This is a genomic window from Anaerococcus murdochii (assembly GCF_019957155.1).
Classification (GTDB): Bacteria; Bacillota; Clostridia; order Tissierellales; family Peptoniphilaceae; genus Anaerococcus; species Anaerococcus murdochii.
Genome location: NZ_JAIPME010000002.1, coordinates 699,303 through 720,632 on the forward strand (window position 1 = coordinate 699,303; position 21,330 = coordinate 720,632).

The following is a 21,330-nucleotide window of genomic DNA, read 5'->3' on the forward strand; positions in this document are numbered from 1 at the left end:
ATGACAGAAAATCAAAACATAATTAATATAGACCTCGAAAAAAAGATGAAGACATCTTATCTTGAATATTCGATGTCTGTAATAGTATCAAGGGCTCTACCAGATGTCCGTGACGGACTAAAGCCTGTTCACAGGAGAATCCTCTACGGCATGCAACAGCTGGGCCTTGATCCAAATAAACCAACCAGAAAATCAGCCAGGGTAGTCGGCGATGTAATGGGTAAATTTCACCCTCACGGTGACTCTGCAATCTACGATGCCCTAGTAAGGCTTGCCCAAGACTTTTCAACCAGGTACCCACTAGCCCAAGGCCAAGGTAACTTTGGTTCTATAGACGGCGATCAGGCAGCTGCCATGCGTTACACAGAAGTAAGGATGAGCAAGATTGCCAAGGAAATGCTAAGAGATATAAATAAGGATACAGTTGATTTTGTTCCAAACTTCGATGGCGAAGAGATGGAGCCATCCGTCCTTCCATCAAGGTTTCCAAATCTTTTAGTCAATGGGTCAAATGGTATAGCTGTAGGTATGGCAACCAACATGGCCCCACACAACCTAGGCGAAGCAATCGACGCTTGTATTGCCTATATGAAAAATCCGGAAATTGATATTGATGACCTAATCAAAATCATTCCAGGACCAGATTTCCCAACTGGAGCCCTAATTTTAGGCAAATCCGGTATCAAAGATGCCTACATGACAGGCAGGGGCAAGATTAAGCAAAGAGCAGTAGCAAGAATCGAGCCTTTTAAGAAAAATAGGGAAAGAATAATAATTTCAGAAATTCCTTACCAAGTTAATAAGGCAAGGCTTATAGAAAAAATTGCTGACCTTGTTAAGGAAAAAAGAGTAGATGGTATTTCTGACATCAGAGATGAATCTGACAGAAAGGGTATGAGGATAGTTGTTGAAATCAAGAGAGATTCCAACGCAAATATTGTTCTAAACAACCTCTACAAATACACCCAATTAGAAAACACCTTTGGCATCATAAACCTAGCCCTAGTTAACGGTGAGCCAAAGATTTTAAACCTCAAAGAACTAATCGAATACTATGTTGACCACCAAAAAGAAGTGGTAACCCGTAGGACAAACTTCGACCTTTCAAAGGCTCGCGAGAGAAAACACATAGTCGAAGGTTTGATTATTGCCATTGACCACATAGATGAGATAATAAAAATCATCAGGTCATCTTATGACAATGATCAAATCAAAAAGATTTTCTTTGAAAAGTATAAATTATCAGATGCCCAATCTCAAGCCATTTTGGATATGCAATTAAAACGCCTATCAGGTCTTGAAATTGAAAAGCTAAATGCAGAAAATAAGGAACTTGCAGAAACAATTGAGTATCTTCTTTCAATCCTAAATTCTGAAGAAAATCTTATTAATTTAATAATCGATGAAATTAGTGAAATCAAGGATAATTACGCTGACGAAAGACGTACAAAGATTGTTCCAGATGAGGGAGAATTTGATGTAACTGAACTTATCGAAGAAGAAGATGTTTTGATATCCCTAACAAAGGATGGATACATCAAGAGACTTCCAATTGATACCTACAAGGTTCAAAATAGGGGTGGAAAGGGAATTGCGGCCGGCAATACCAAGGAAGGCGACTTTATCAAAAAGATAGCCACAACAAATACCCATGAAGATTTATTATTCTTCACATCCTTTGGTAAGGTCTATTCTCTTGAAGCCTACAAGATTCCAGAAGGATCTCGTACTTCACGTGGCCAGGCAATAATAAATATCCTAAACCTAGAGTCAGGCGAAAAGATTACAGAAATGATTACCCTTTCTGAACTTGGTAAAAATAGCCAACTAGTCCTTCAAACCAAAGACGGCCAAATCAAAAAGACCGATGCAGAAAACTTCACCAACATCAGAAGAAACGGCATTATAGCAATTTCTCTAAGAGAAGGAGATAAGCTAATTTCTGTAAGGCAGATTGAAAAGGACGAAGAATTAATTATTTCAACCCAAAATGGTATGACCATTCAATTTAACACAAAAGACGTCAGGACCATGGGTAGGACTGCTATTGGTGTTAGGGCAATCAAGCTTGATAAGGACGATGAAGTTGTAAGTATGAATATCAAGGGCGAAGAGACCTATCTTTTAGTTGTGACAAGAAATGGCTTTGGCAAGAAGACATCTTTCAACAACTTCAAGAACCAAAACAGGGGCGGTAAGGGCGTAAGATGCCACAAAGTCAATGATAAAACAGGAAAAGTTGTTGACACCCTTCCAGTAGACCTTGATACAGATATAATGATGGTATCCAAAAAAGGCGATATGATTAGGCTAGCAGCTAGGGATGTTTCAACCACAGGTAGGTCCACCATGGGCGTCAAGCTTAAAAACCTTGCAAGCGAAGATGATGCTATAGTTTCAGTTACAACCTATGATAATATGTTGGAAGATGAGGAAAAAGATGTTTGAAAGTAAGATTTACGACAAGGAAAAATTTCTCCTAATAGAAGTGAAGGGTGATCTTGATATCTATTCAGAAGACGAATTTAGAAGCTTCATCGAAAAAGAAATCGAAGGGGCCGACAAGGATATGGTCATAGATATCAAAGACCTTGACTACCTTGATTCAACAGGGCTTGGCCTTTTTATGAAAATTTATAAAATCGCCAAGGAAAAAGACAAGACCGTTTCCATAATAAATCCAAAGGAAAATATCTTAAAACTATTTAAAATTACAGACCTAACAGATGTCTTCAATATGGAGTAGCCATGGATAAGATAAGTATAAAAATACCTGCCAACAAAAAATATCAAAAGTCGGTGAGACTCTTTGTGGCAGGCCTTGGATCAGAAATGGGTTTTAATATAGAACAAATCGAGGATTTGAAGGTCCTAGTTAGCGAGGCTATTAACTACAAGATGGGCCAAGATGATTTAGATTTAAACTTTCTTGTGGGAAGAGACTTCTTATCTCTAGAAGTAGCTGGCAAAGATAAAAATGACGATGCCAGAGCCCTTGCTATGAGAGATGCAATCCTCGCTGCTCTTGCGGATGAAATTGAGACCGAAGGCGAGCTTTTGAGAATAACAATGAGGAAGACTCATGCCTAAGCCAAATGCCAGCCAAGAGTATAAGGACGAAATAAATAAAAAGTTTGAGGAATTTCACAAGACCCGTGATAAGAAATTGAGGGATGAACTAATCGAAGAGCACATGTATATAGTTGATATTTTATCTAACAAATACGTGGGCAAGGGAATCGAAAAAGACGATCTATACCAGGTGGCAAGCCTAGGCTTAATCAATGCTGTAGACCGCTTTGACCCATCTAAGGGCTATGCCTTTTCATCCTTTGCAACCCCAACCATTATGGGTGAACTTAAGAGGTATTTTAGGGACAAGGGCTGGGTCATAAGGGTGCCAAGGCGTATCCAAAATCTTTATAAAAAGATAAATGTGGCCAAGAAAGTCCTTCCCCAAGAACTCCAAAGGGTTCCAACCATAGCTGATATTGCAGACTACCTAGGAGAAGATGAGGAAACAATCCTTGAAACCATGGAAGCAAGCAAGGTCTATACTCCTCAATCACTGGATATGAAATACACAGTCCAAAAAGGGGAAAATGCAATTGACCTTTCAGAAATAATCGGTGAAGAGGATAAAAATTTCGATTCGATCGAGCTTAAGGATTTGATTGAAAAATCAAAGGAAAGGCTTACCGACCTTGAAAAAGAAATTCTAGAACTCAGGTATTACGAAGGCAGGACTCAGGTAGATATAGCAGAAAGCCTCGATATAAGCCAGATGACAGTATCAAGACTTGAAAAAAAGATTTTAAACAAGTTTTCTATAGAATTTGAGAGGATGGCTGAATAATGGGAAAAGATAAGAAAAATCATCTTCTAATCGGCCTTAGCCTTTTAATCCTAGGTATAGTTTTAGGAAGGTTATCTAATGTGCTAGACCTTGCAAGGGGAATCTTAACGGGTCTTGGACTTGGATTTCTAATCCTAAGTACGGGTATAGAAGATAAGTGCAAAAGAAAATATATTTAAATAGAAGCTCTTTCCAGAAATGGGAGGAGTTTTTTTATGGAAAATTTGCTAAAGTGGGTAAAAATATGGAAAAGAGAGGAGTTTTTTATGAACAATTTTACTTACGACATCGGAACAAGGATTCATTTTGGTACAGACGCCCTAGATTACATAGGCGAAGAGGCAAAAAAATACTCAGACAAAATTCTTTTGACCTACGGTGGTGGATCTATAAAGAAAAATGGAGTCTACGACAAGGTTATAAAAGAGCTTGAGGGAGCTGGAATTGAAGTCTTTGAACTTGGCGGTATCCAGCCAAATCCAAGAATAGACTCTGTTAGAGAAGGAGTCAGGATAATCAAGGAAAATAAAATCGGGGCTATCCTTGCTGTTGGCGGAGGGTCAACCATAGATGCAGCTAAATTTATGGCGGCAGGTGCCTGTGCCGATTTTGACCCATGGGAATTTATTTCAAAAGGAAAGCCAATGAGCCCAGCAATTCCACTTTTGACAGTCCTAACCATGGCAGCAACAGGGTCTGAAATGGACTGTGGTGGTGTAATTACAAATCCAGAAACAAAGGAAAAATTATCTTCAGGCCACGCCGACACCAGGCCAAAAGTATCTTTCCTAAATCCAGAACTCACCTACACTGTCCCAAAATTTCAAACAGCGGCAGGTTCTGCAGATATTTTATCCCACATTTTTGAAACCTATTTTAATATTGACGGGACAATGTTTATGCTAGATAGGATCATGGAAGCCTTGATGAAAACTGTTATCAAATACGGACCTCTAGCCATAAAAGACCCAGAAAATTACGAAGCCAGGGCCAACCTCATGTGGGCATCATCTTGGGCCATCAATGATTTTATTTCAGATTCGTCCAAGGCAGCCTGGACAGTCCACCCAATCGAGCACGAGCTTTCAGCCTTTTATGACATAACACACGGTCTAGGACTTGCAATCCTCACTCCAAGGTGGATGGAATATTGCCTAAGCGAAAAAACAGTCCACAAATATGTAGACCTTGGTGTGAATGTATTTGACCTTGATAAGGATCAAGAACCTATGGAAATAGCTAGGCAAACAATAGAAAAAGTTAGGGAATTTTTCTTTGAGGACCTAGGACTTGATTCAAATCTCACAAAAATCGGCATAGACGAAGAACATTTCGAAGAAATGAGTATCAAGGCTTGTGGCAAGGACGGAGTTAAAAAAGGCTTCATAGACCTAAGACCAGAAGATGTTAAGAAAATCTACCAAATGTGCCTAGAAGACTAGGGAAATATGAAAGTTTATAATATTTTCGACAATTTGGTATTTTCTAAAGATAGGGAAATTGAAGAAACAATTTTTGAAAATGACCAGGTAAAAATAATTAGGATTTGCTCTTTAGACCAGGCCACAGATTTTTATGACCAAGAACAGTTAGAGATTGTAAAAATCGTTAGAGGTAGGGCTAGGCTTGAAATTGAGGGGAAAATTATAGACCTTAAAGAAGGCGACATCCTCCCAATCCATCCACACAAAATCCACAGGGTCCAAAGCCAAGACCATGCTGTTTGGCTTTGTATTTTCCTAAAATAAATTTATTCATATACAGTACAGAGCATCGGTAAAATGATTAATTAATTTGATTTATCGATGCTTTCTCATTTTTTTAGTAAATTAAACTCTCGAATAACAAAGTAAATCATTTATTAAATTGAAGAAAATTATATTATAATTTTCTTATTTATGTGGTAGAGATGTTATTTTGTATATTTAAATTCACAATTGTTATTTTAATCTCATATTAATTTTTGATTTTTACATTATATTGGTTTATGTAATGCTATGTTTTTATTTCGATTTTCTAAATTGTATGTTTATTTGTATTTTATATATAATACAAAAAAGTAAAAAAATATAATATTGAATACTTGATTTATGATATTAAAAATATTATAATATGTATATAGACGTCTATATACAACTATAACTATATATGGAGGATTTTATGGAATACACAAACGAACAATTAGCTAAAATGATTCAGCATACAAATGTAAATCCAGATTTAAGCAAGAAAGATATAATAGATTTATGTAATGATTGCTTAAAATATGGTTTTGATGGAGTAATGCTACAACCAGCTTGGATAGAAGTAGCTAAAGAGGTGTTAAAGGGGTCAGATGTAAAAATTTGTACAGCATTGGGATATCCGATGGGTGGAGAATTGACAGAAGCAAAAGTATATCAAACAGAAAAAATATTTGCCCTTGGTGCTGATCAATTAGATTTTATGGCAAATATTGGGTATATTAAGAGTCAAATGTATGATGAATACAGAGATGAGATTGCTAGGATAGTAAAAGCTGCGAATGGAAAAGTTACTAAAATAATGCTTGAATTTGGTATGTTAAACCATGATGAAAAGATAAAAGCAGCAGAACTTGCTATAGAAGCTGGAATAACTTATGTAAAGAACTCAAGTGGATGGGGACGTGGAGGAAAAGCCACAGAAGAGGACATAAGGTTACTAAAAAAAGTAGCAGGAGATAAGGCCTTAGTAAAGGCATCAGGTGGTATTAGAAACAAGGAACAAGCTCTAAAAATGATAGAAGCAGGAGCATCTCTATTGGGTACAAGTGCAGGTATTCAAATTATCACAGGAGAAGGGACCTCTAAAAGCGATTATTAATTTATAAGGGGTCTTTTCAAATTTAAGGAAGGACCACTTATATTATGTCAAAAAAATTTTCTAATACAGAGAAAATATACGTTCAAATAGCAACAGAGTTGAAGAATCTTATTATAGAAGGAAAAATTAAAAAGGGAGAAAGATTGCCTTCTGAAGACCAATTATCAGATAAATATTTTGTTAGCAGAGGCACTATAAGAAAGTCTATCGAAGTATTGGTAGATGAAAATTTAGTAAAAAAAATTCAAGGAAAAGGAACTTTTGTTAAAGAAGAACAACCAGGTTATCCTTTCGGACAAATGTTAATTTCTCACGCAGAGACCTTAAAAAATAGAGAAATAGATTTTCAGACAAAAATATTAATAAAGAGAATAGAAGAACCAAGTAATCACATTAAGAAAAGATTGGAAATAGAATCTGAAAAAGTTTTTTATATAGAGAGGTTAAGATTAGTTGAAGGGAAACCTGCTGGATTGTTTAAAAATTGGGTTGTTTTAAGACTTATACCAGAAATTGTCACTAAAGATTTTGAGAAATTAGGATTATTTGAGGCAATTGAACAAGATGGTAAGCAGAAAATAAAATCGGGTTTAAGGGAATTTTCAGCAGTTATTCCCGACGAAGAACAAATAAAGTTGCTTGGACTTGAAAATAACGTACCACTATTAAAATTAGAACAAGTAACTTATAATCAAGATAATGAGATTATAGAATGTTCTGATGTATTTTTAATAACAGATAGATATAAGATTTCTTCTCTATTAACAAGGTAGGGGTGATTTAGCATGAAAATTATTATTACATCTCATGGGAAACTTTGTGAGGGTATTGTTGATAGTTATAATATGATTGTAGGCCCAACATCAGATATTGTAACATTACCTTTTTATGGTTCGTTAGAAGAATTTAGGAAGCAACAAAACAAGATTTTTGAAGATTTTAAAAATGAAGAAATAATTGTTCTTTGTGATTTATTAGGTGGAACTCCTTATAATGAATTTTTGAGATCAAAAATAGAAAACCTTTTCAATGGGGAAATTATTTGTGGCTATAACTTAGGAATGCTTATCGAATTATTGATGGTAGCAATGGATAGTGAAACTAAGTTATCGTCTGCTATTGATATAGCATTGGAAACAGGAAAGTCTTCGGTTAGATTAGCGGAAATAGCAGTTGTTACAGAAGATGAGGATATTGAATTTTAGAAAGGAGAGAAACATGTCAGTAACATTAGCAAGAATAGACGATCGATTAATACATGGCCAAACTACAACAAGATGGTCTAGAGAAAGACATGTAGATGGAATAATCATCATTGGAGATGAAGTTATAAATGATGAAGTTAGAAAAAAAGTTTTGAAAGCAGCTGCTAGAGATTTTAAATTAGGAATATATAGTGAAAATCATGGTGTTGAAAAGATAAAAAGCGCTATGGATTCACAAAAAGATTTCTTTATAATAGCATCATCCCCAAAGATATTTGATAAATTAGTTAAAAATGGAGCTGATTTTGGTGGAGTATTGAATGTTGGATGCATGAATACGAGAGAAAATTCTAAAGTTGTTGGCAGGACACTAGCTCTTACTGGTGATGATTATGAAGCTTTTGAATCATTATCAAAAAATGGTATCAAATTAGAATTTCAATTATTACCGGATAATGATATTAAAAATTGGGATGAAATTAAGAAAAAATTTAATTCAATGAAATAGATAGGAGGTTTTATGTTTTTACAAGCTTTATTAGCAGGAATATTCTGCTATCTTGGTGCTGTTGATGCTGTACCTGCATTTGGTGTAACAGGTGGATATTATATTTTAGGTAGACCATTAGTAGCAGGTCTTGTTTTGGGAATTATTTTTGGTGATATTAAAGCTGGGGTACTCTGTGGATTAGCAGTACAGGGTGTATTTATTGCAAGTATGCATACAGGTGGTGCATCAAGCAGTGAAATAACATATGCTTCTTATGGTGGTATAGGTCTAGCTTTAGCAACAACTAAAGATCCTGCAATTGCTGTGACTTTAGCATTATTTATAGGACAAACATTTGGACTTATATTTTACAATGTTAAAATGGCCGGTTTTTCTTACTTCAATAGAAAAGCTGAATTAGCATGTAAAAATTTTGATAAAAGATCATTGGTTATGAACCAAATAGTGTATCCTCAATTAATTACAGCTTTTATTAGGATAGTCCCTGTATTTATTGCAATTTACTATGGATCAGGAGCAGTTGAAAAAGCAGTATCTTATTTCCCTGAAATAGTTACAAATATAATTACAGTGTTAGGTGGTGTTTTACCAGCCTTAGGTATAGGTATGCTTTTAAATATATTAATACAAGAAAAAGTAGAATTAATATTTTTCTTATTTGGTTTTGCATTAGTTTCTTTTACTGGGTTATCTACTGTTGGATTAGTATTCATTGCATTATTAATAGCTTATATGATGTACTACTCTTCAACAAACGTTCAATCAATGGCTAGTAAATCAGAAGATATGGTAGTTGTAGAAGGCGAATTATTTGAAGATGAGGATTTATTTTAGGAGATAATATATGGATAAACAAAATAATAGATTAACCAAAAAAGAACTTTGGTCACTATTTTGGAGATATCAATTTATGGTTGAGTCAGCAATGAGTTACGAAAAGATGCATGGAGCAGCATGGTCTTGGACATATATGAAATTGGGAGATAAGTACTACAAGGATAAACCAGAAGACTATACTAGATTATTGACTAGACACTCAGTTTTTTATAATACAGAACCTCAAACAGGTCAATTAGTAAATGGTATAGTTGCATCTTTAGAAGAACAAATAGGTATGGGTAATGAAGAGGTGGATGAGCAATTACCTGTAACAATTAAAGCTTCAATAATGGGACCTTTAGCGGGAATAGGTGATTCTGTTGTTCAAGGTATATTAATTCCTACTTTATTATCTATAGGTATGGGATTGGCTGCTGGTGGAAATCCGTTAGGACCTATATTTTATATAGTTTCTTATGGATTGATAATGGCTGCCATTACAACAATTTCTTTTAGAAGCGGTTATAAATTAGGTATAAGTGCTCTAGATATAATAACTGGCGACAATGCACGAAATATTATGAAAGCACTAAATATACTAGGAGTGATAGTTGTTGGAGGTTTATCTGCATCAACAGTGTCTTTAAAAACTATCGTAAATATACCTATGGGTACTGAGATGAAACCACTACAAGATGTTTTAAATGGAGTATTCCCTGGAATATTACCACTAATAATGGTTTTATTATCATGGTATTTAATTTCTATTAAAAAGATGACAGCAACAAAAGTTATAATGATTTTGATAATAATTATATCAATAGGAACAGTTGTTGGTTTGTTCTAATTTGTAAATAACTTATTATATTTTATTAGATGGTAATATAACAGTATTGAATAAATTTATATTACCATCTTTTTAATATTCTGAATATTTGAAATTTTTTTGTTTGTTATGCAAATTGGTGAAATATTCCATTATAAATATATTAAGTCTTAATTTTAATATACAAAAAGTTAGTGATAATCATTATCTATTATTGTATAATAATTATAAGGAGTGATAATATGAAAATAGATATAAATATGGTTATCTACGACCTAGTTAAAGATAATGATAAATTAAAGAAAGACCTTATAAGCCTTGGTTTTACAGGCCTTGGCAATCCTTTGATGCTTAATAGCCTGGGAAAGAAGATGACTCTTAAGCGTGGGGCCAAGATGATGGGGATTAAGGATTATGAAAAAAAACTAGCCGACCTTGGCTATGACTTGTACGATTCATCAGAAAATCCTGAAGTTTTGGAGAGAAAAAAATTAATTAAATCCTACCTTCAGAGATTATCATCTGGCGAAGATTTGGAAGATGTGAAGGCTGATTTTAAGGAAAATTTTGAGGGGGTTTCGTCTTCTGAAATCATGGACGCAGAAGAAGAACTCTTGGAATCTGGCATGGATAAGGAAGAAGTCAGAAAACTCTGCGATGTCCATTCTGCCTTATTCCATGGCGAAACCCACGAAGAGAAAAATCCTTCAGCCTACGAGGAAGGTTCATTTTTGGATTATTTTGCTAAGGAAAATGATGAAATCAAAAAAATCCTAAAAAATACAAAACAATCCCTAGAAAATGGCAAAGACCTAGGAGAAGACATCTACAAGGTCTTTAACCATTATAGAAAAAAGGGTGACTTGATTTACCCAATCCTTAAGGCCAAATACAACAAACCAGGTCCATCAGATGTCATGTGGGCAGTTGATATTGATATAGCAAATAATTTCAAAAAAGCTATGAAACTTAAGAAGAAAGACCTAGCTTTAGAGGCAATAAACAGGGCTGAAGAGATGACCTACAAGGAAGAAAATATTCTCTATCCTTTGGCATTAGAAACTATAAGCGATGAAGACTTTAATTTGCTTTATAAAGACCTTGCCGATTATGACCACAACCTTGTTTCCTATAAGAAAGCGGAAGATAAAAAAATAAATGACTACACAGATGGATATATAAATTTTGCCAAAGGAAAAATGAGGGTCGACCAATTAGAGGCCATGCTAGATACTTTGGAAATTGAAATAACCTATGTTGATGAAAACGACATTAGTTCTTATTACAACGACCACAAAGGCAAGAAGGTATTCAAAAGACCACAATCATCATTAGGCAGGGAAGTTTATTACTGCCACCCACCTCAGGTTGAGCCAATTGTAAGGAATTTAATAAAGGAATTTAAAAAAGGCAAAAAGGATAATTTCAAACTGGTAAAAAACATTAAAGGTATAGACTTTGCTATTTCCTACTATGCAGTAAGGGATAAGTACGGGGTATACAAGGGAGTCCTAGAAACAGTCCAAGACCTAAGTTTTTATAAAGAATATCTAAATAAATAAGAAGAAACCGACTAGGATTTTAGTCGGTTTTTTAAGTGCAAATTTATAATTTATGATATAATAATAACAAGACTAGAAATTAATGGAAAAAAACCAAGGGAGGAAATATATGATTTGTAAAAAATGCGGCCAAGAAAACAAAGACGGGGCCAAAGTTTGCGAGTCTTGCGGGGCAAGTCTTGTAGAAGAAGCTGACAATCAAAAGATAAAAATCTCTAAAGAAGAAAGTAGGAAGCGTACTGAAAGACAAAGGCAAAGATCAAAAGACAGGGATCTTATGACCTACGGCCTAATCCTAGGATCCGTAATGGCTTTTGCAGTTATTTTTATAGTCCTATCTTATTTCTTTAAGCTCGGAGCTCAAAGGGAAATGGCTAGTAATGATAAGCAAGAAACAGCTATAGAAGAAAATGTAGAACTTTACGAAAAGGCTATTACAACCAGCCAAGAAAAGATAAAGGCAAAAGACTACAAGAAAGCCATAGAAATATTAAAAGCCATCCCAGAAGAAGCTAGCGATTATCATAAGAAAGCCCAAGAAAAACTTGATGAAATTGAAAGCCTAGTTATAGAAGACATCAAAAAGGCAGTCACAGATGAGGACTACAAGGAAGCAAGAAAACTTGCCAACACCTACACAGACCTATTGCCAGATTCTAAAACCTTAGCAGATGTTAAGGAAAAATTAAAAGACGAAAATGTAAGCCTAGCTGACCTTGGACTAGAAGAAGAAAAAACTGATAAAAAAGAAGAATCAGAAGAAAAGACAAGCAAAGATACAGAAGAAGATACTGATAAATCTAGTGACAAAGATGCAAAAACAGATAGCAAAGAAGACGCCAAGGAAGCCAGAGCCAACAGGAGAGAATTAGCAGAAAAATATGACCTTGAACAACTAAGGGCAACAAACTCCTACGGCCAAAACGGCAATCCAGCCTACACAGACATCTACAAGGAAGCAGACTTCCTAAACAAAGACCTAAAAATCGACGCCAACATGGGAGAAGTCAGAACCGAACCAAACCTAAACTCAGGAGTAGCAGGCTACGTCAACAACGGCGAGAAAGTCCACTGCGAAGAAGTAGTAAACGACGGCGGCAGATACTGGCTAAAAATAGAAAAGGGATGGATATCATCAAAACTAATAACAGGTGAATTTAGGGACTAAAATAAAAGGTAATGTATTGATTAGATAAATCTATTCAAAGCATTACCTTTTTCGTATATTTTTCTATCTAAAATTTGATTTTTAGAATAAATTTATTTGAATTATTATGATACTAATTTATAGTTCAGAAACTATTTATCATTTCTACTTTCAATACCAAATGTCTCTCCATTTGTCGTATATGTAAATTTATCACTTAAGTAAAAAGTTTCATTATATTCAAATGGATTACCATTTTGTGTATAACTGTAGTGGGAAACTTTTAAAAGAGCGGTTTCATCAGTATTTAACCATTTTTTTTGAGAAGAGTTAGCCAAGCACGCAGAAACTGTGTAATTCTTACATATTGGTCTTATGTTATACTTGTTTAATATGTAATCATAAAATGAATTGTTTAATTCGTTGATATCTATGTTTCTTACTATTTTTGGGGAAACAAAAGTTAAACTAATAGCCACAGGATTATTATTTGAAAATCTTAATCTTTTGAAAAATATTAAATTATCATTTTCATTGAGGTTTAATCCCTCAAAAATAATAGGAAATTCATCATAATTACAATACCTAAATTCTAGTAATTTCGACGAAGGTATACTCCCACTACTAGAAATATCATTAGTAAAGCTGACAGAAGAACCGAATTTTTTATTTAGAGTTCTTCTCTTTACATATGTTCCACTACCTTGAATTTTATACACATAGTTATCTTTTTCAAGATCAATTAATGCTTTGTTAACTGTCATTCTAGAAACTCCGTATATATCAGCTAGTTCATTTTCGGTTGGAAGCTTATCGTCAACTTTATATGTATTATTTAAAATTTTTTGTTTAATGTCATTTATAATCAGTTGGTATTTTGGTAAGTCACTCATTTTTTCCTCCATATTATATTATAATATAAAAAAAGGATAATAAAAGTTGTATATACAAATACAATATGGTATACTTTAGATATATACAAATAAGAAGGAGGTTATATGGATTTAATAAATTGTATTGATAGGATTCCATACAGCTTAAATGAAATCGTTAAAATTTATGGAAATAATAAAGAAATATTTCATAATCAAGATGTAAGAGCGATTAATATTATTGGTTCAGGAACTTCACATACATCTGGAGAACTTGCAAAATATTTTCTCGAAGAGAATTCACATATAGAATGTAGGGTTGAATATCCACAATTATTTAAAAATAAAATTAAGAAAGATCATGTAAAAGAAGATGAAGTTTTTATATTTGTATCTCAAACTGGCCATACAAAAGTAGTATACGATTCGCTTAAAATAGTCAAAGACCTTGGCGGGAAAACAATTGCTATATCAGAGGATAAAGATTCACCGATAGCTAAAGAGGCAGATATATTTTATGATATGTTGACATTCAACGAAGAATTTGTTTTTAGAACATTGGGATACACATGTACCGCATTAATTCTTTGTTTGATAGGTCTAAGATTAGGTGGAATTGATATTAGTCCTTATATTTATGATTTAGAATATGTTATAAACAATCTTATAAATGTTAAAAACGTTGCCACTGATTGGTTTGAAAAAAATGGTGAAAAATTTGTAATGAGTGATGCGTTCTTATTTGTAGGCAGTGAAATATTATATTTTGTAGCAAAAGAATTTGAAATAAAATTTATGGAAATGCTTCCTATAATGAGTAACTCATTCGAATTGGAAGAAAGTATTCACGGGCCACAAAATTGTTTTAATAATAATATGTCTTTTTTTATATTGGACAAGAAAGAAAAAACAAAATCTAATTCCTTACAAGAATTTATAGAAAATGAAATAACGGATAAAGTAGTAAATTTTGGAGATATAGGAGAAAAAGGTAAATATTTTTACTTTATTGAATATTCTTATTTAATGCAATATCTTGCCTATTTTTTTGCGAAAAAGAAAAACAGGAATCTTAATGAGAGACTAAACTCAAATATAGATAATTATATAAAAAAATTAATGTAAAGGAGAAAATATGATTCAAGCAATTAGAATTGATGATAGATTACTTCACGGTCAGGTTGCCTATAGCTGGAAAGCCAAATTTAATTACCAGGCAATTGTGATAGCTGACGATGAAGTAGATAATGACGAAATGAGAAAATCGATTATTAAAATGGCTGTTCCAAGTGGTGTAAAATTAGCAATTAAAAATATTAATAATGCAATAGAATTATTAAATAACCCTAAATTAAAAAGTGTTAATGTATTTGTAATTGTTTCGAATCCAAAATCCGCATTCGATATACTCAACGGAATAAACGAAAAAACTACATTAAATATAGGCGGAATGATGAAAAAAGATGGAACTAGAGAATTTAGTAAAGCTGTTTTCATGAGTGATGACGATATATCTTGGCTAGATAAAATATATGAATCAGGAATTGATATAGATGTTAGACAAACACCGAATGAATCTAATCAAGATTATAAAGCATTAAGGGATAAATTTTAGAAGGAGGTATTTATGAGAGAGGCTCTTATAGTTGGTGCAATTTTATTTTGTTTATGGTTTTTGGAAAAAGCGTTAGGAACTCCAATGGTAATTAGACCTATTGTTGTTTCATCTTGTGTAGGACTTGGTTTAGGTGACCTACATAATGGAGTGTTAATTGGAGCCACTTTGGAATTGATGTTTATGGGAGCTATACAGATAGGTGGTTCTGTTCCGCCAGATGTTTTAGCAGGAGCAGGTCTAGGAGCGGCATTTGCAATAATAACAAATAAAGGCCCTGAAGTTGCTTTAGCTTTAGCTTTACCAATATCGGTATTAGCTCAATCAATAAAAGTTGTAATTTTTATTGTAAGAAGTCAGTTTATGAATGTGGCAATAAAATTTGCCGGAAATAATGAAATTGCTAAAATGAAAGCTCTCAACTGGTTTGGATTGGTATTACAATCATCAATGTACTTTGCGGTTGCATTCTTAGCTATACTTTTTGGATCAAATGCAGTCGAGTCTTTTGTTAATTCAATTCCTGATATGATTATGTCATCATTACAATTAGCAGGAGGATTACTACCAGCAGTTGGATTTGCTCTACTTTTACAACCTATGATAGATAAAAAGAATGTTCTATATTTTATACTAGGTTTCATAGCAGTAACATACTTAGAATTACCTATTATGGCGATAACAATATTTTCATTAGGAATTGCATATATAGTGGTATTTGAAAAGAATGATTCTAACAATGAAGTTGTATTGAAAAATGAAGAAAAAACTCAAAGTGAATCTTGGGAGGAGTTATTCGATGAATAAAATAGAAGAAAAAAAATTATTTAGAGACTTGTTTTTTAGTTCGTTTATCTTGGAAAATTCATATAACTACGAAAGACAACAAGCGTTAGGTTATGCTATTGGAATATGGCCAGCAATTAAGAGATTTTACAAAACTAAAGAGCAACAATCAAAGGCGCTAACCAGACATATGGAAATATTTAATACAAACCCACATTTGGTATCCTTTATTTTAGGAACCAATGCTGCTTTGGAAAAACAAGCTTCAGAAGCAGAGGATTTTGATTATTCGATTATATCAAATATTAAAGTTGGTTTAATGGGACCTATAGCCGGAATAGGAGATTCATTTTTCTGGGGTACTCTCAGAATAATTGCTACAGGAGTAGGCCTTTCTCTTGCTCAACAAGGAAATGCTTTAGCTCCAATCGTGTTCTTACTATTATTTAATATTCCACATTTATTAGTTAGATATTTTGGATTAAAAGTAGGTTATAAATTTGGTACAAGCATAATATCAGATGTAAATAATTCTGGTTTAATTCAAAAAATTTCAAAAGCTGCTACTATAGTAGGTTTGGCGGTTATAGGTGCTATGACCTCATCTATGGTAAATTTAAACACAGCATTAAAATTTGATATTGGCTCAGAAACATTTGAAATTCAACAATACTTAGATCAAATAATGCCAGGGTTACTACCATTAGGATATACCTTTTTAATGTTATATTTTTTAAAAAAGGGTAAAAGTTCTACATTCTTGCTTCTTTTCACTATTATTTTTGCGATTCTAGGAAAAGTTATAGGTGTATTTTAATGAGTGCAAATGTATTATTAGTGTCTCATGGTGAACTAGCTAAATCCATGTGTGAAAGTTTGAAGATGTTAGTTGGTGATGTAGGAAAATTTGAATATGTATGTTTAGATAACGATGGTGTAGATAAATTCAGAAATAGCTTTAGATTAAAAATAGATAATATTGATAATGATAAAGAAATCTATATATTATGCGACATCAAGGGAGGGACACCTTTTAATGAAGCATTCAAATATAAGTTAGAGAATAAGGCGGATTTCAGAATTCTTACAGGAATGAATATTCCTATGTTGTTAGATATATACTTTAATTTAGATAATCTAAATTCGGAACAAATAATTTTAAATAGTAAAGAATCAATTGAAATAATATGATCATTTTTGTAACAACATGTGGCTATTTAAAATCATTTAACATTTAATAGAAGTTTTAGGATAATCCAATCATTAAATTAATGTGTGATAAAATTAAAACATTTTGCGTAAGGCTGTTTTGATAAAATTACTAGAAATAAATTAATGAGGTATTTTCAAAACTAATAACAGGTGAATTTAGATAAAACAAAAGCTCAGCTATATGGCTGGGCTTTTTGGATTAATTAGAATATTATAGTCATTATATTAGAATCTGGGAGTTGAAAAAATTATAAAAGTAGTATAGTAAAGTTATAAACAAATAAGGAGAATTATATAGAATGATTTTATAAGCAATATGGAAATTGATACTGATTGTGCTAAGGCTTTGCCTTGGTGTGTTTTGGTATGCCATATTGTGGATAAGATTATTCTTTTTAGGATAGGTCTGTTCACTAGGGACGGACTTTTTTTGTGAAAATTTATATAATTATAGGAAAATAGAATATTATTCATAAGTGGCATATCGTCCGAGGAGGATATATGTTACAGATTAAAAATTTAGGAATTAATTTAATTAAAGATGATAGAAAATTATTAGAAAATTTTGACCTCGCCCTCAACCCGGGAGACAAGGTCGGCCTAATTGGAGAGGAAGGCAATGGCAAGTCAATTCTCTTAAAGACAATAATTGATAGGAAAAGTGTTGAGAATTACGCTCAAATTAGTGGAGAAATATACAAAAAAGAAGAAATTATTGGATACCTCCCCCAAAGTCTTGATGAGAATTTTTTTGAAATGACAGTAGAGGCCTACATGAACCAAGTACTTGATATAAGCCTGTTAGATTACAATAAGTTTTATAAGTATCTAGATCAATTTGGCCTTGATGAATACCTCGTTTTTGGCAAATTAAAACTAGGGGACCTTTCAGGTGGGGAGAGGATAAAAGCCTTGCTTGTGTTTGAACTCTTAAAAGAGCCGACCGTTTTCTTATTTGACGAGCCGACCAATGATTTAGACTTAGAGTCGGCAAGCTTTATTACAAAAATTATGAAAGATATGAAAATCCCCTTAATTTTTGTATCCCACGATCCAGAGCTTTTAAGGAAAGTCGCTAATAGAATTGTTCATTTGGAGCAAGTTCACAGACGACAAATCCCTAGACATACGGTTTTTAACGGGTCTTATGATCTTTATATTATGGAAAGAGAAAATCAAATACGAATTCAGACTGCCAGGGCAAATAAGGACAGGGAAGAATTTGCCAAGAAGGCGGAAAGGTATAGAAAAGTCTATGATTCTGTAAATCATGCAATTAATGCTACAAAAAATGATATTGAAGGCAAAAATCTAAAGGATAAGATGTCTAGTGTAAAATCGCTTGGAAAAAGGCTTGATAAGGAAAAGGAAAATCTTACCCAAAGACCTGATTTTGAAGAGTCGATAGGAATATTTTTCGATGAGAATATCGATATTCCCAATTCAAAAGTGGTTTTGGATTTGAAATCGGATAAGCTTTTGGCGGGAGAAAAAATCTTATCTAAAAATATTGAGCTGAAAGTAGTAGGACCTGAAAAAATATGCATAATTGGGAAAAATGGTGCTGGCAAAACTAGTCTTCTTAAGGAAATTTACAAAAATCTTTCAAAATCCAATCTCAAAATAGGATATATGCCCCAAGATTATTTTGAATACCTTATAGATTCGGAAACACCAATCTCCTACCTTGCAAAACAAGATAGCAAGGATGAAAAAATCAGGGTTTCAAATATTCTTGGCAGCTTAAATTTTGCAAGGGAAGAAATGGAAAGAAGCCTTAAGAGCTTATCAGGCGGTCAAAAAGCCAAGGTATTTTTTGCAAAAATGAATATGGAAGGGGATCAGGTCCTAATCCTCGATGAACCAACAAGAAACCTATCTCCTCTTTCCCAGCCGGAAATAATAGCAAGTCTAAAAGCCTATAAGGGAGCGATTATCGCTGTTTCCCACGATAGGGATTTTATTGAAAAAGTTTTTGATAAGGTTTATGAACTTGATTATTCTGGACTCAGGAAGATAAAATAAAGCACAAGAAGACGAGTGGTTGCTCGTCTTTTTGTGCTTATAGATGCGAATTTTAAAGGAATGGTCTAATCCAATTATGTTTTTGGAGGAGAATTTATTTTTTAGGGCAAATATTTTGATTAAATAGGGAAAAAATTTGGTATAAATTTATTAAAGACAAAAATAAAGGAGATCTTATGGCTATTGATTTACTTGTGACCCTTGATGAAAATTATATAGAGCAGATGAAAGTTCTCATGACTTCGATTTACATATCTAATCCTGGTGAAAATTTTAATATTTATCTAATTCACAGCGGGATTTCTAATGAAAAGCTTGATGATTTAGAAAATGACTTGGCAAAATTTTCTTACAAATTTTTCCCTATAAAGGCGGAGGATGGGCTTTTTTCTTCGGCCAGAGCCACCGATCGCTATCCCAAGGAGATGTATTATAGGCTCCTTGCTGGGGAACTTTTGCCAAAAAATCTTAAAAAAATCCTCTATATAGACCCAGATATTTTGGTTATTAATTCTTTAAAAGAAATTTGGGAGACAGATATAAGAGACTTCCTTTTTGCGGCTGCAAGCCATACAGGAAAGACCGATATGGCCAATAATGTAAATAAAATCCGCCTAGGAACAGATACAGATTATTATAATTCCGGCTTTCTTTTGATAAATTTGGACATGGCCCGAAAGGAAATTGTCCCTGAGGAAATTTTTGCCTATGCAGATGAAAATTACAAAAATTTATTACTCCCGGACCAAGACATCTTAAATGCCATGTACGGAGACAAAATTTTGCCCCTTAAGGATTCGATTTATAATTATGATGCGAGAAATTATTCCACTTACCTATTTAAAAGTAAGGGAGAGGAGGACTTAGCCTGGGTAATGGAAAACACAGTAGTCCTTCATTTTTGTGGAAGGGATAAGCCTTGGAAGAAGAATCACAGAAGTAGGTTTACTGCCCTTTATAGGCATTATATGAATCTTAGCAAGAGGTATTTGTCTTAGTAGATTATTGATGATTTTTAAAGTCTAATAATTTTATGGCAGTATTTAATTACAATTTTTTACAAGTAAAAAAGACGGGGATTTTTATTTCTCCGTCTTTTACTTTGCAAATTTTTAGTTTTCTCCAGTATACATAGTAGATGCACCTGGGTAGAGTTTACCTAGTTCGTCAAAGACTAAGCCGATGTCGCCGAAGCCTGTTTCTTCTAGGCGTTTTTGGGCACGGGTGTAGGCTAGGTCTATGTCTTTGTTTGGTATTTTTTCTACGATTTTTTTGTCAAATTCGTAGTGGTTTACCATGGCATCTTTTAAGGCTTCGTAGTCTCTTTCGTTTGATCCAAATTTGATTAGGTCTTTGTAGTCTTCTGGATCTGCAGCGCCAGTTTCCCCATCTTCTTCGTTTGAACTTCCTGTGAGGATTTCGCATGCCTTTTCTACGTAGTCATCATAGTAGGCTAGTGGGTTTTCTTCGTAGGCTTCGTGGAAGGCATCTTCGATTTCCTTGTCGGTGAAGGACCAGATTGTGTCATAGTCTGCTCCGTTTTCTACCATGAGATTTCTTTCCCATTGGAATTTATCACCGATTAAATCTTCTGGAGATTTTTTCCAGTAGTATTTTGATTCGATTGATTTTAGTGGGAATTTGAGGGATTTTTCTGGATATTCGTTTGCTAATTCTTGGAAGAAAAAGTCTTTTACATCCCAATAGCCAGTTCTTTCGCTCATTTTCTCACATTTTTTATAAAGTTTTACAAGATTGTCTCCGTCTAGCTTTCTAGCAAGTGATGGGGCAAATTCACCCATATCTACCATGAGTTTTTTGAGGTTATCTCCTGTTGCTTGCCATTTTTCATCATCTTTTTGCTCATCTTCAGATTTTTCTTTTTTATCTTCTTCTTTTTGTTCATCTTCTAGATTGACTTTGCCGTCTAGGGCCTTGGCTATGGTTTCTTCAGAAACTTTTGACTCAGGAAGGTCAGAGTCCTTGCATCCTGTTATTACAAAGCCTAGAGCGAGGGCTAGGATTAGTGCTTTTCTATTCATATTTCCGT

At 33.6% G+C, this 21,330-nt stretch carries 24 protein-coding genes; 22 read left to right on the plus strand and 2 right to left on the minus strand.

The window, feature by feature from the left end; all coding sequences use genetic code 11:
• From gyrA to K8P03_RS03750, 15 genes are all read left to right on the plus strand, one after another.
• Complete coding sequence (gene gyrA, locus K8P03_RS03680) at nt 1-2,448, plus strand: DNA gyrase subunit A (protein WP_223418369.1); 2,448 nt, start codon at nt 1-3, stop codon at nt 2,446-2,448.
• Nucleotides 2,441-2,746 carry an STAS domain-containing protein gene (locus K8P03_RS03685; RefSeq protein WP_223418372.1) on the plus strand — a complete coding sequence of 102 codons (306 nt, stop codon included), beginning with the start codon at nt 2,441-2,443 and terminating at the stop codon, nt 2,744-2,746. Before gyrA ends, K8P03_RS03685 begins: the two co-directional genes overlap by 8 nt.
• Before the next feature lie 2 nt (nt 2,747-2,748).
• Entirely contained in the window at nt 2,749-3,090 is a 342-nt protein-coding gene (locus tag K8P03_RS03690) for an ATP-binding protein (RefSeq protein WP_223418374.1), read from the plus strand.
• A complete protein-coding gene (locus tag K8P03_RS03695; RefSeq protein WP_209772820.1) occupies nt 3,083-3,856 on the plus strand; it encodes a SigB/SigF/SigG family RNA polymerase sigma factor in 774 nt (257 codons plus the stop codon). The genes K8P03_RS03690 and K8P03_RS03695 overlap by 8 nt, the downstream gene beginning before the upstream one ends.
• Complete coding sequence (locus K8P03_RS03700; RefSeq protein WP_223418375.1) at nt 3,856-4,035, plus strand: hypothetical protein; 180 nt, start codon at nt 3,856-3,858, stop codon at nt 4,033-4,035. The genes K8P03_RS03695 and K8P03_RS03700 overlap by 1 nt, the downstream gene beginning before the upstream one ends.
• Before the next feature lie 87 nt (nt 4,036-4,122).
• On the plus strand, nt 4,123-5,298 hold the full coding sequence (locus K8P03_RS03705) for an iron-containing alcohol dehydrogenase (protein ID WP_223418376.1): 1,176 nt from the start codon (nt 4,123-4,125) through the stop codon (nt 5,296-5,298).
• A gap of 6 nt (nt 5,299-5,304) precedes the next feature.
• The gene (locus K8P03_RS03710; RefSeq protein ID WP_223418377.1) at nt 5,305-5,604 is read left to right on the plus strand and encodes a cupin domain-containing protein; all 300 of its coding nucleotides are present in this window, start codon (nt 5,305-5,307) and stop codon (nt 5,602-5,604) included.
• A gap of 412 nt (nt 5,605-6,016) precedes the next feature.
• Nucleotides 6,017-6,700, plus strand: a complete 684-nt coding sequence (gene deoC, locus K8P03_RS03715) for a deoxyribose-phosphate aldolase (protein WP_223418379.1) — start codon at nt 6,017-6,019, stop codon at nt 6,698-6,700.
• A 44-nt stretch (nt 6,701-6,744) separates the two neighbouring features.
• A complete protein-coding gene (locus K8P03_RS03720; protein WP_223418381.1) occupies nt 6,745-7,473 on the plus strand; it encodes a GntR family transcriptional regulator in 729 nt (242 codons plus the stop codon).
• 12 nt (nt 7,474-7,485) lie between these two features.
• On the plus strand, nt 7,486-7,905 hold the full coding sequence (locus K8P03_RS03725) for a PTS sugar transporter subunit IIA (protein WP_223418383.1): 420 nt from the start codon (nt 7,486-7,488) through the stop codon (nt 7,903-7,905).
• A 13-nt stretch (nt 7,906-7,918) separates the two neighbouring features.
• A complete protein-coding gene (locus K8P03_RS03730; protein WP_223418385.1) occupies nt 7,919-8,413 on the plus strand; it encodes a PTS system mannose/fructose/N-acetylgalactosamine-transporter subunit IIB in 495 nt (164 codons plus the stop codon).
• Between the two features lie 12 nt (nt 8,414-8,425).
• Nucleotides 8,426-9,250, plus strand: coding sequence for a PTS mannose/fructose/sorbose/N-acetylgalactosamine transporter subunit IIC (locus tag K8P03_RS03735; protein WP_223418386.1), 825 nt, complete (start codon nt 8,426-8,428; stop codon nt 9,248-9,250).
• A 10-nt stretch (nt 9,251-9,260) separates the two neighbouring features.
• Nucleotides 9,261-10,082 (plus strand): PTS system mannose/fructose/sorbose family transporter subunit IID, encoded by an 822-nt coding sequence (locus tag K8P03_RS03740; RefSeq protein ID WP_223418387.1) that lies wholly within the window; start codon nt 9,261-9,263, stop codon nt 10,080-10,082.
• A 221-nt stretch (nt 10,083-10,303) separates the two neighbouring features.
• On the plus strand, nt 10,304-11,623 hold the full coding sequence (locus tag K8P03_RS03745) for a DUF438 domain-containing protein (protein ID WP_223418388.1): 1,320 nt from the start codon (nt 10,304-10,306) through the stop codon (nt 11,621-11,623).
• Nucleotides 11,624-11,732: 109 nt separating this feature from the next.
• On the plus strand, nt 11,733-12,791 hold the full coding sequence (locus tag K8P03_RS03750; RefSeq protein WP_223418389.1) for an SH3 domain-containing protein: 1,059 nt from the start codon (nt 11,733-11,735) through the stop codon (nt 12,789-12,791).
• A gap of 131 nt (nt 12,792-12,922) precedes the next feature.
• Here K8P03_RS03750 and K8P03_RS03755 read toward each other — a convergent pair whose 3' ends face one another.
• Nucleotides 12,923-13,663 (minus strand): GntR family transcriptional regulator, encoded by a 741-nt coding sequence (locus tag K8P03_RS03755; protein WP_223418390.1) that lies wholly within the window; start codon nt 13,661-13,663, stop codon nt 12,923-12,925.
• A 105-nt stretch (nt 13,664-13,768) separates the two neighbouring features.
• On the opposite strand from K8P03_RS03755, the gene K8P03_RS03760 reads away from it, so the two are divergent.
• From K8P03_RS03760 to K8P03_RS03790, 7 genes are all read left to right on the plus strand, one after another.
• Nucleotides 13,769-14,767: an SIS domain-containing protein gene (locus tag K8P03_RS03760; RefSeq protein WP_223418391.1), complete on the plus strand. Its 999-nt coding sequence runs from the start codon at nt 13,769-13,771 to the stop codon at nt 14,765-14,767.
• Nucleotides 14,768-14,777: 10 nt separating this feature from the next.
• Nucleotides 14,778-15,257: a PTS sugar transporter subunit IIB gene (locus K8P03_RS03765; protein WP_223418392.1), complete on the plus strand. Its 480-nt coding sequence runs from the start codon at nt 14,778-14,780 to the stop codon at nt 15,255-15,257.
• A gap of 12 nt (nt 15,258-15,269) precedes the next feature.
• Nucleotides 15,270-16,064, plus strand: coding sequence for a PTS mannose/fructose/sorbose/N-acetylgalactosamine transporter subunit IIC (locus tag K8P03_RS03770; protein ID WP_223418393.1), 795 nt, complete (start codon nt 15,270-15,272; stop codon nt 16,062-16,064).
• On the plus strand, nt 16,057-16,860 hold the full coding sequence (locus tag K8P03_RS03775; RefSeq protein WP_223418394.1) for a PTS system mannose/fructose/sorbose family transporter subunit IID: 804 nt from the start codon (nt 16,057-16,059) through the stop codon (nt 16,858-16,860). The genes K8P03_RS03770 and K8P03_RS03775 overlap by 8 nt, the downstream gene beginning before the upstream one ends.
• Nucleotides 16,860-17,234: a PTS sugar transporter subunit IIA gene (locus K8P03_RS03780; RefSeq protein WP_223418396.1), complete on the plus strand. Its 375-nt coding sequence runs from the start codon at nt 16,860-16,862 to the stop codon at nt 17,232-17,234. Before K8P03_RS03775 ends, K8P03_RS03780 begins: the two co-directional genes overlap by 1 nt.
• 522 nt (nt 17,235-17,756) lie before the next feature.
• Complete coding sequence (locus K8P03_RS03785) at nt 17,757-19,280, plus strand: ATP-binding cassette domain-containing protein (protein WP_223418399.1); 1,524 nt, start codon at nt 17,757-17,759, stop codon at nt 19,278-19,280.
• A 176-nt stretch (nt 19,281-19,456) separates the two neighbouring features.
• Nucleotides 19,457-20,278 (plus strand): glycosyltransferase family 8 protein, encoded by an 822-nt coding sequence (locus K8P03_RS03790; protein ID WP_223418401.1) that lies wholly within the window; start codon nt 19,457-19,459, stop codon nt 20,276-20,278.
• A 114-nt stretch (nt 20,279-20,392) separates the two neighbouring features.
• On the opposite strand, the gene K8P03_RS03795 is transcribed toward K8P03_RS03790, so the two are convergent.
• Nucleotides 20,393-21,322, minus strand: coding sequence for a hypothetical protein (locus K8P03_RS03795; protein WP_223418403.1), 930 nt, complete (start codon nt 21,320-21,322; stop codon nt 20,393-20,395).
• Between the last annotated feature and the right edge of the window lie 8 nt (nt 21,323-21,330).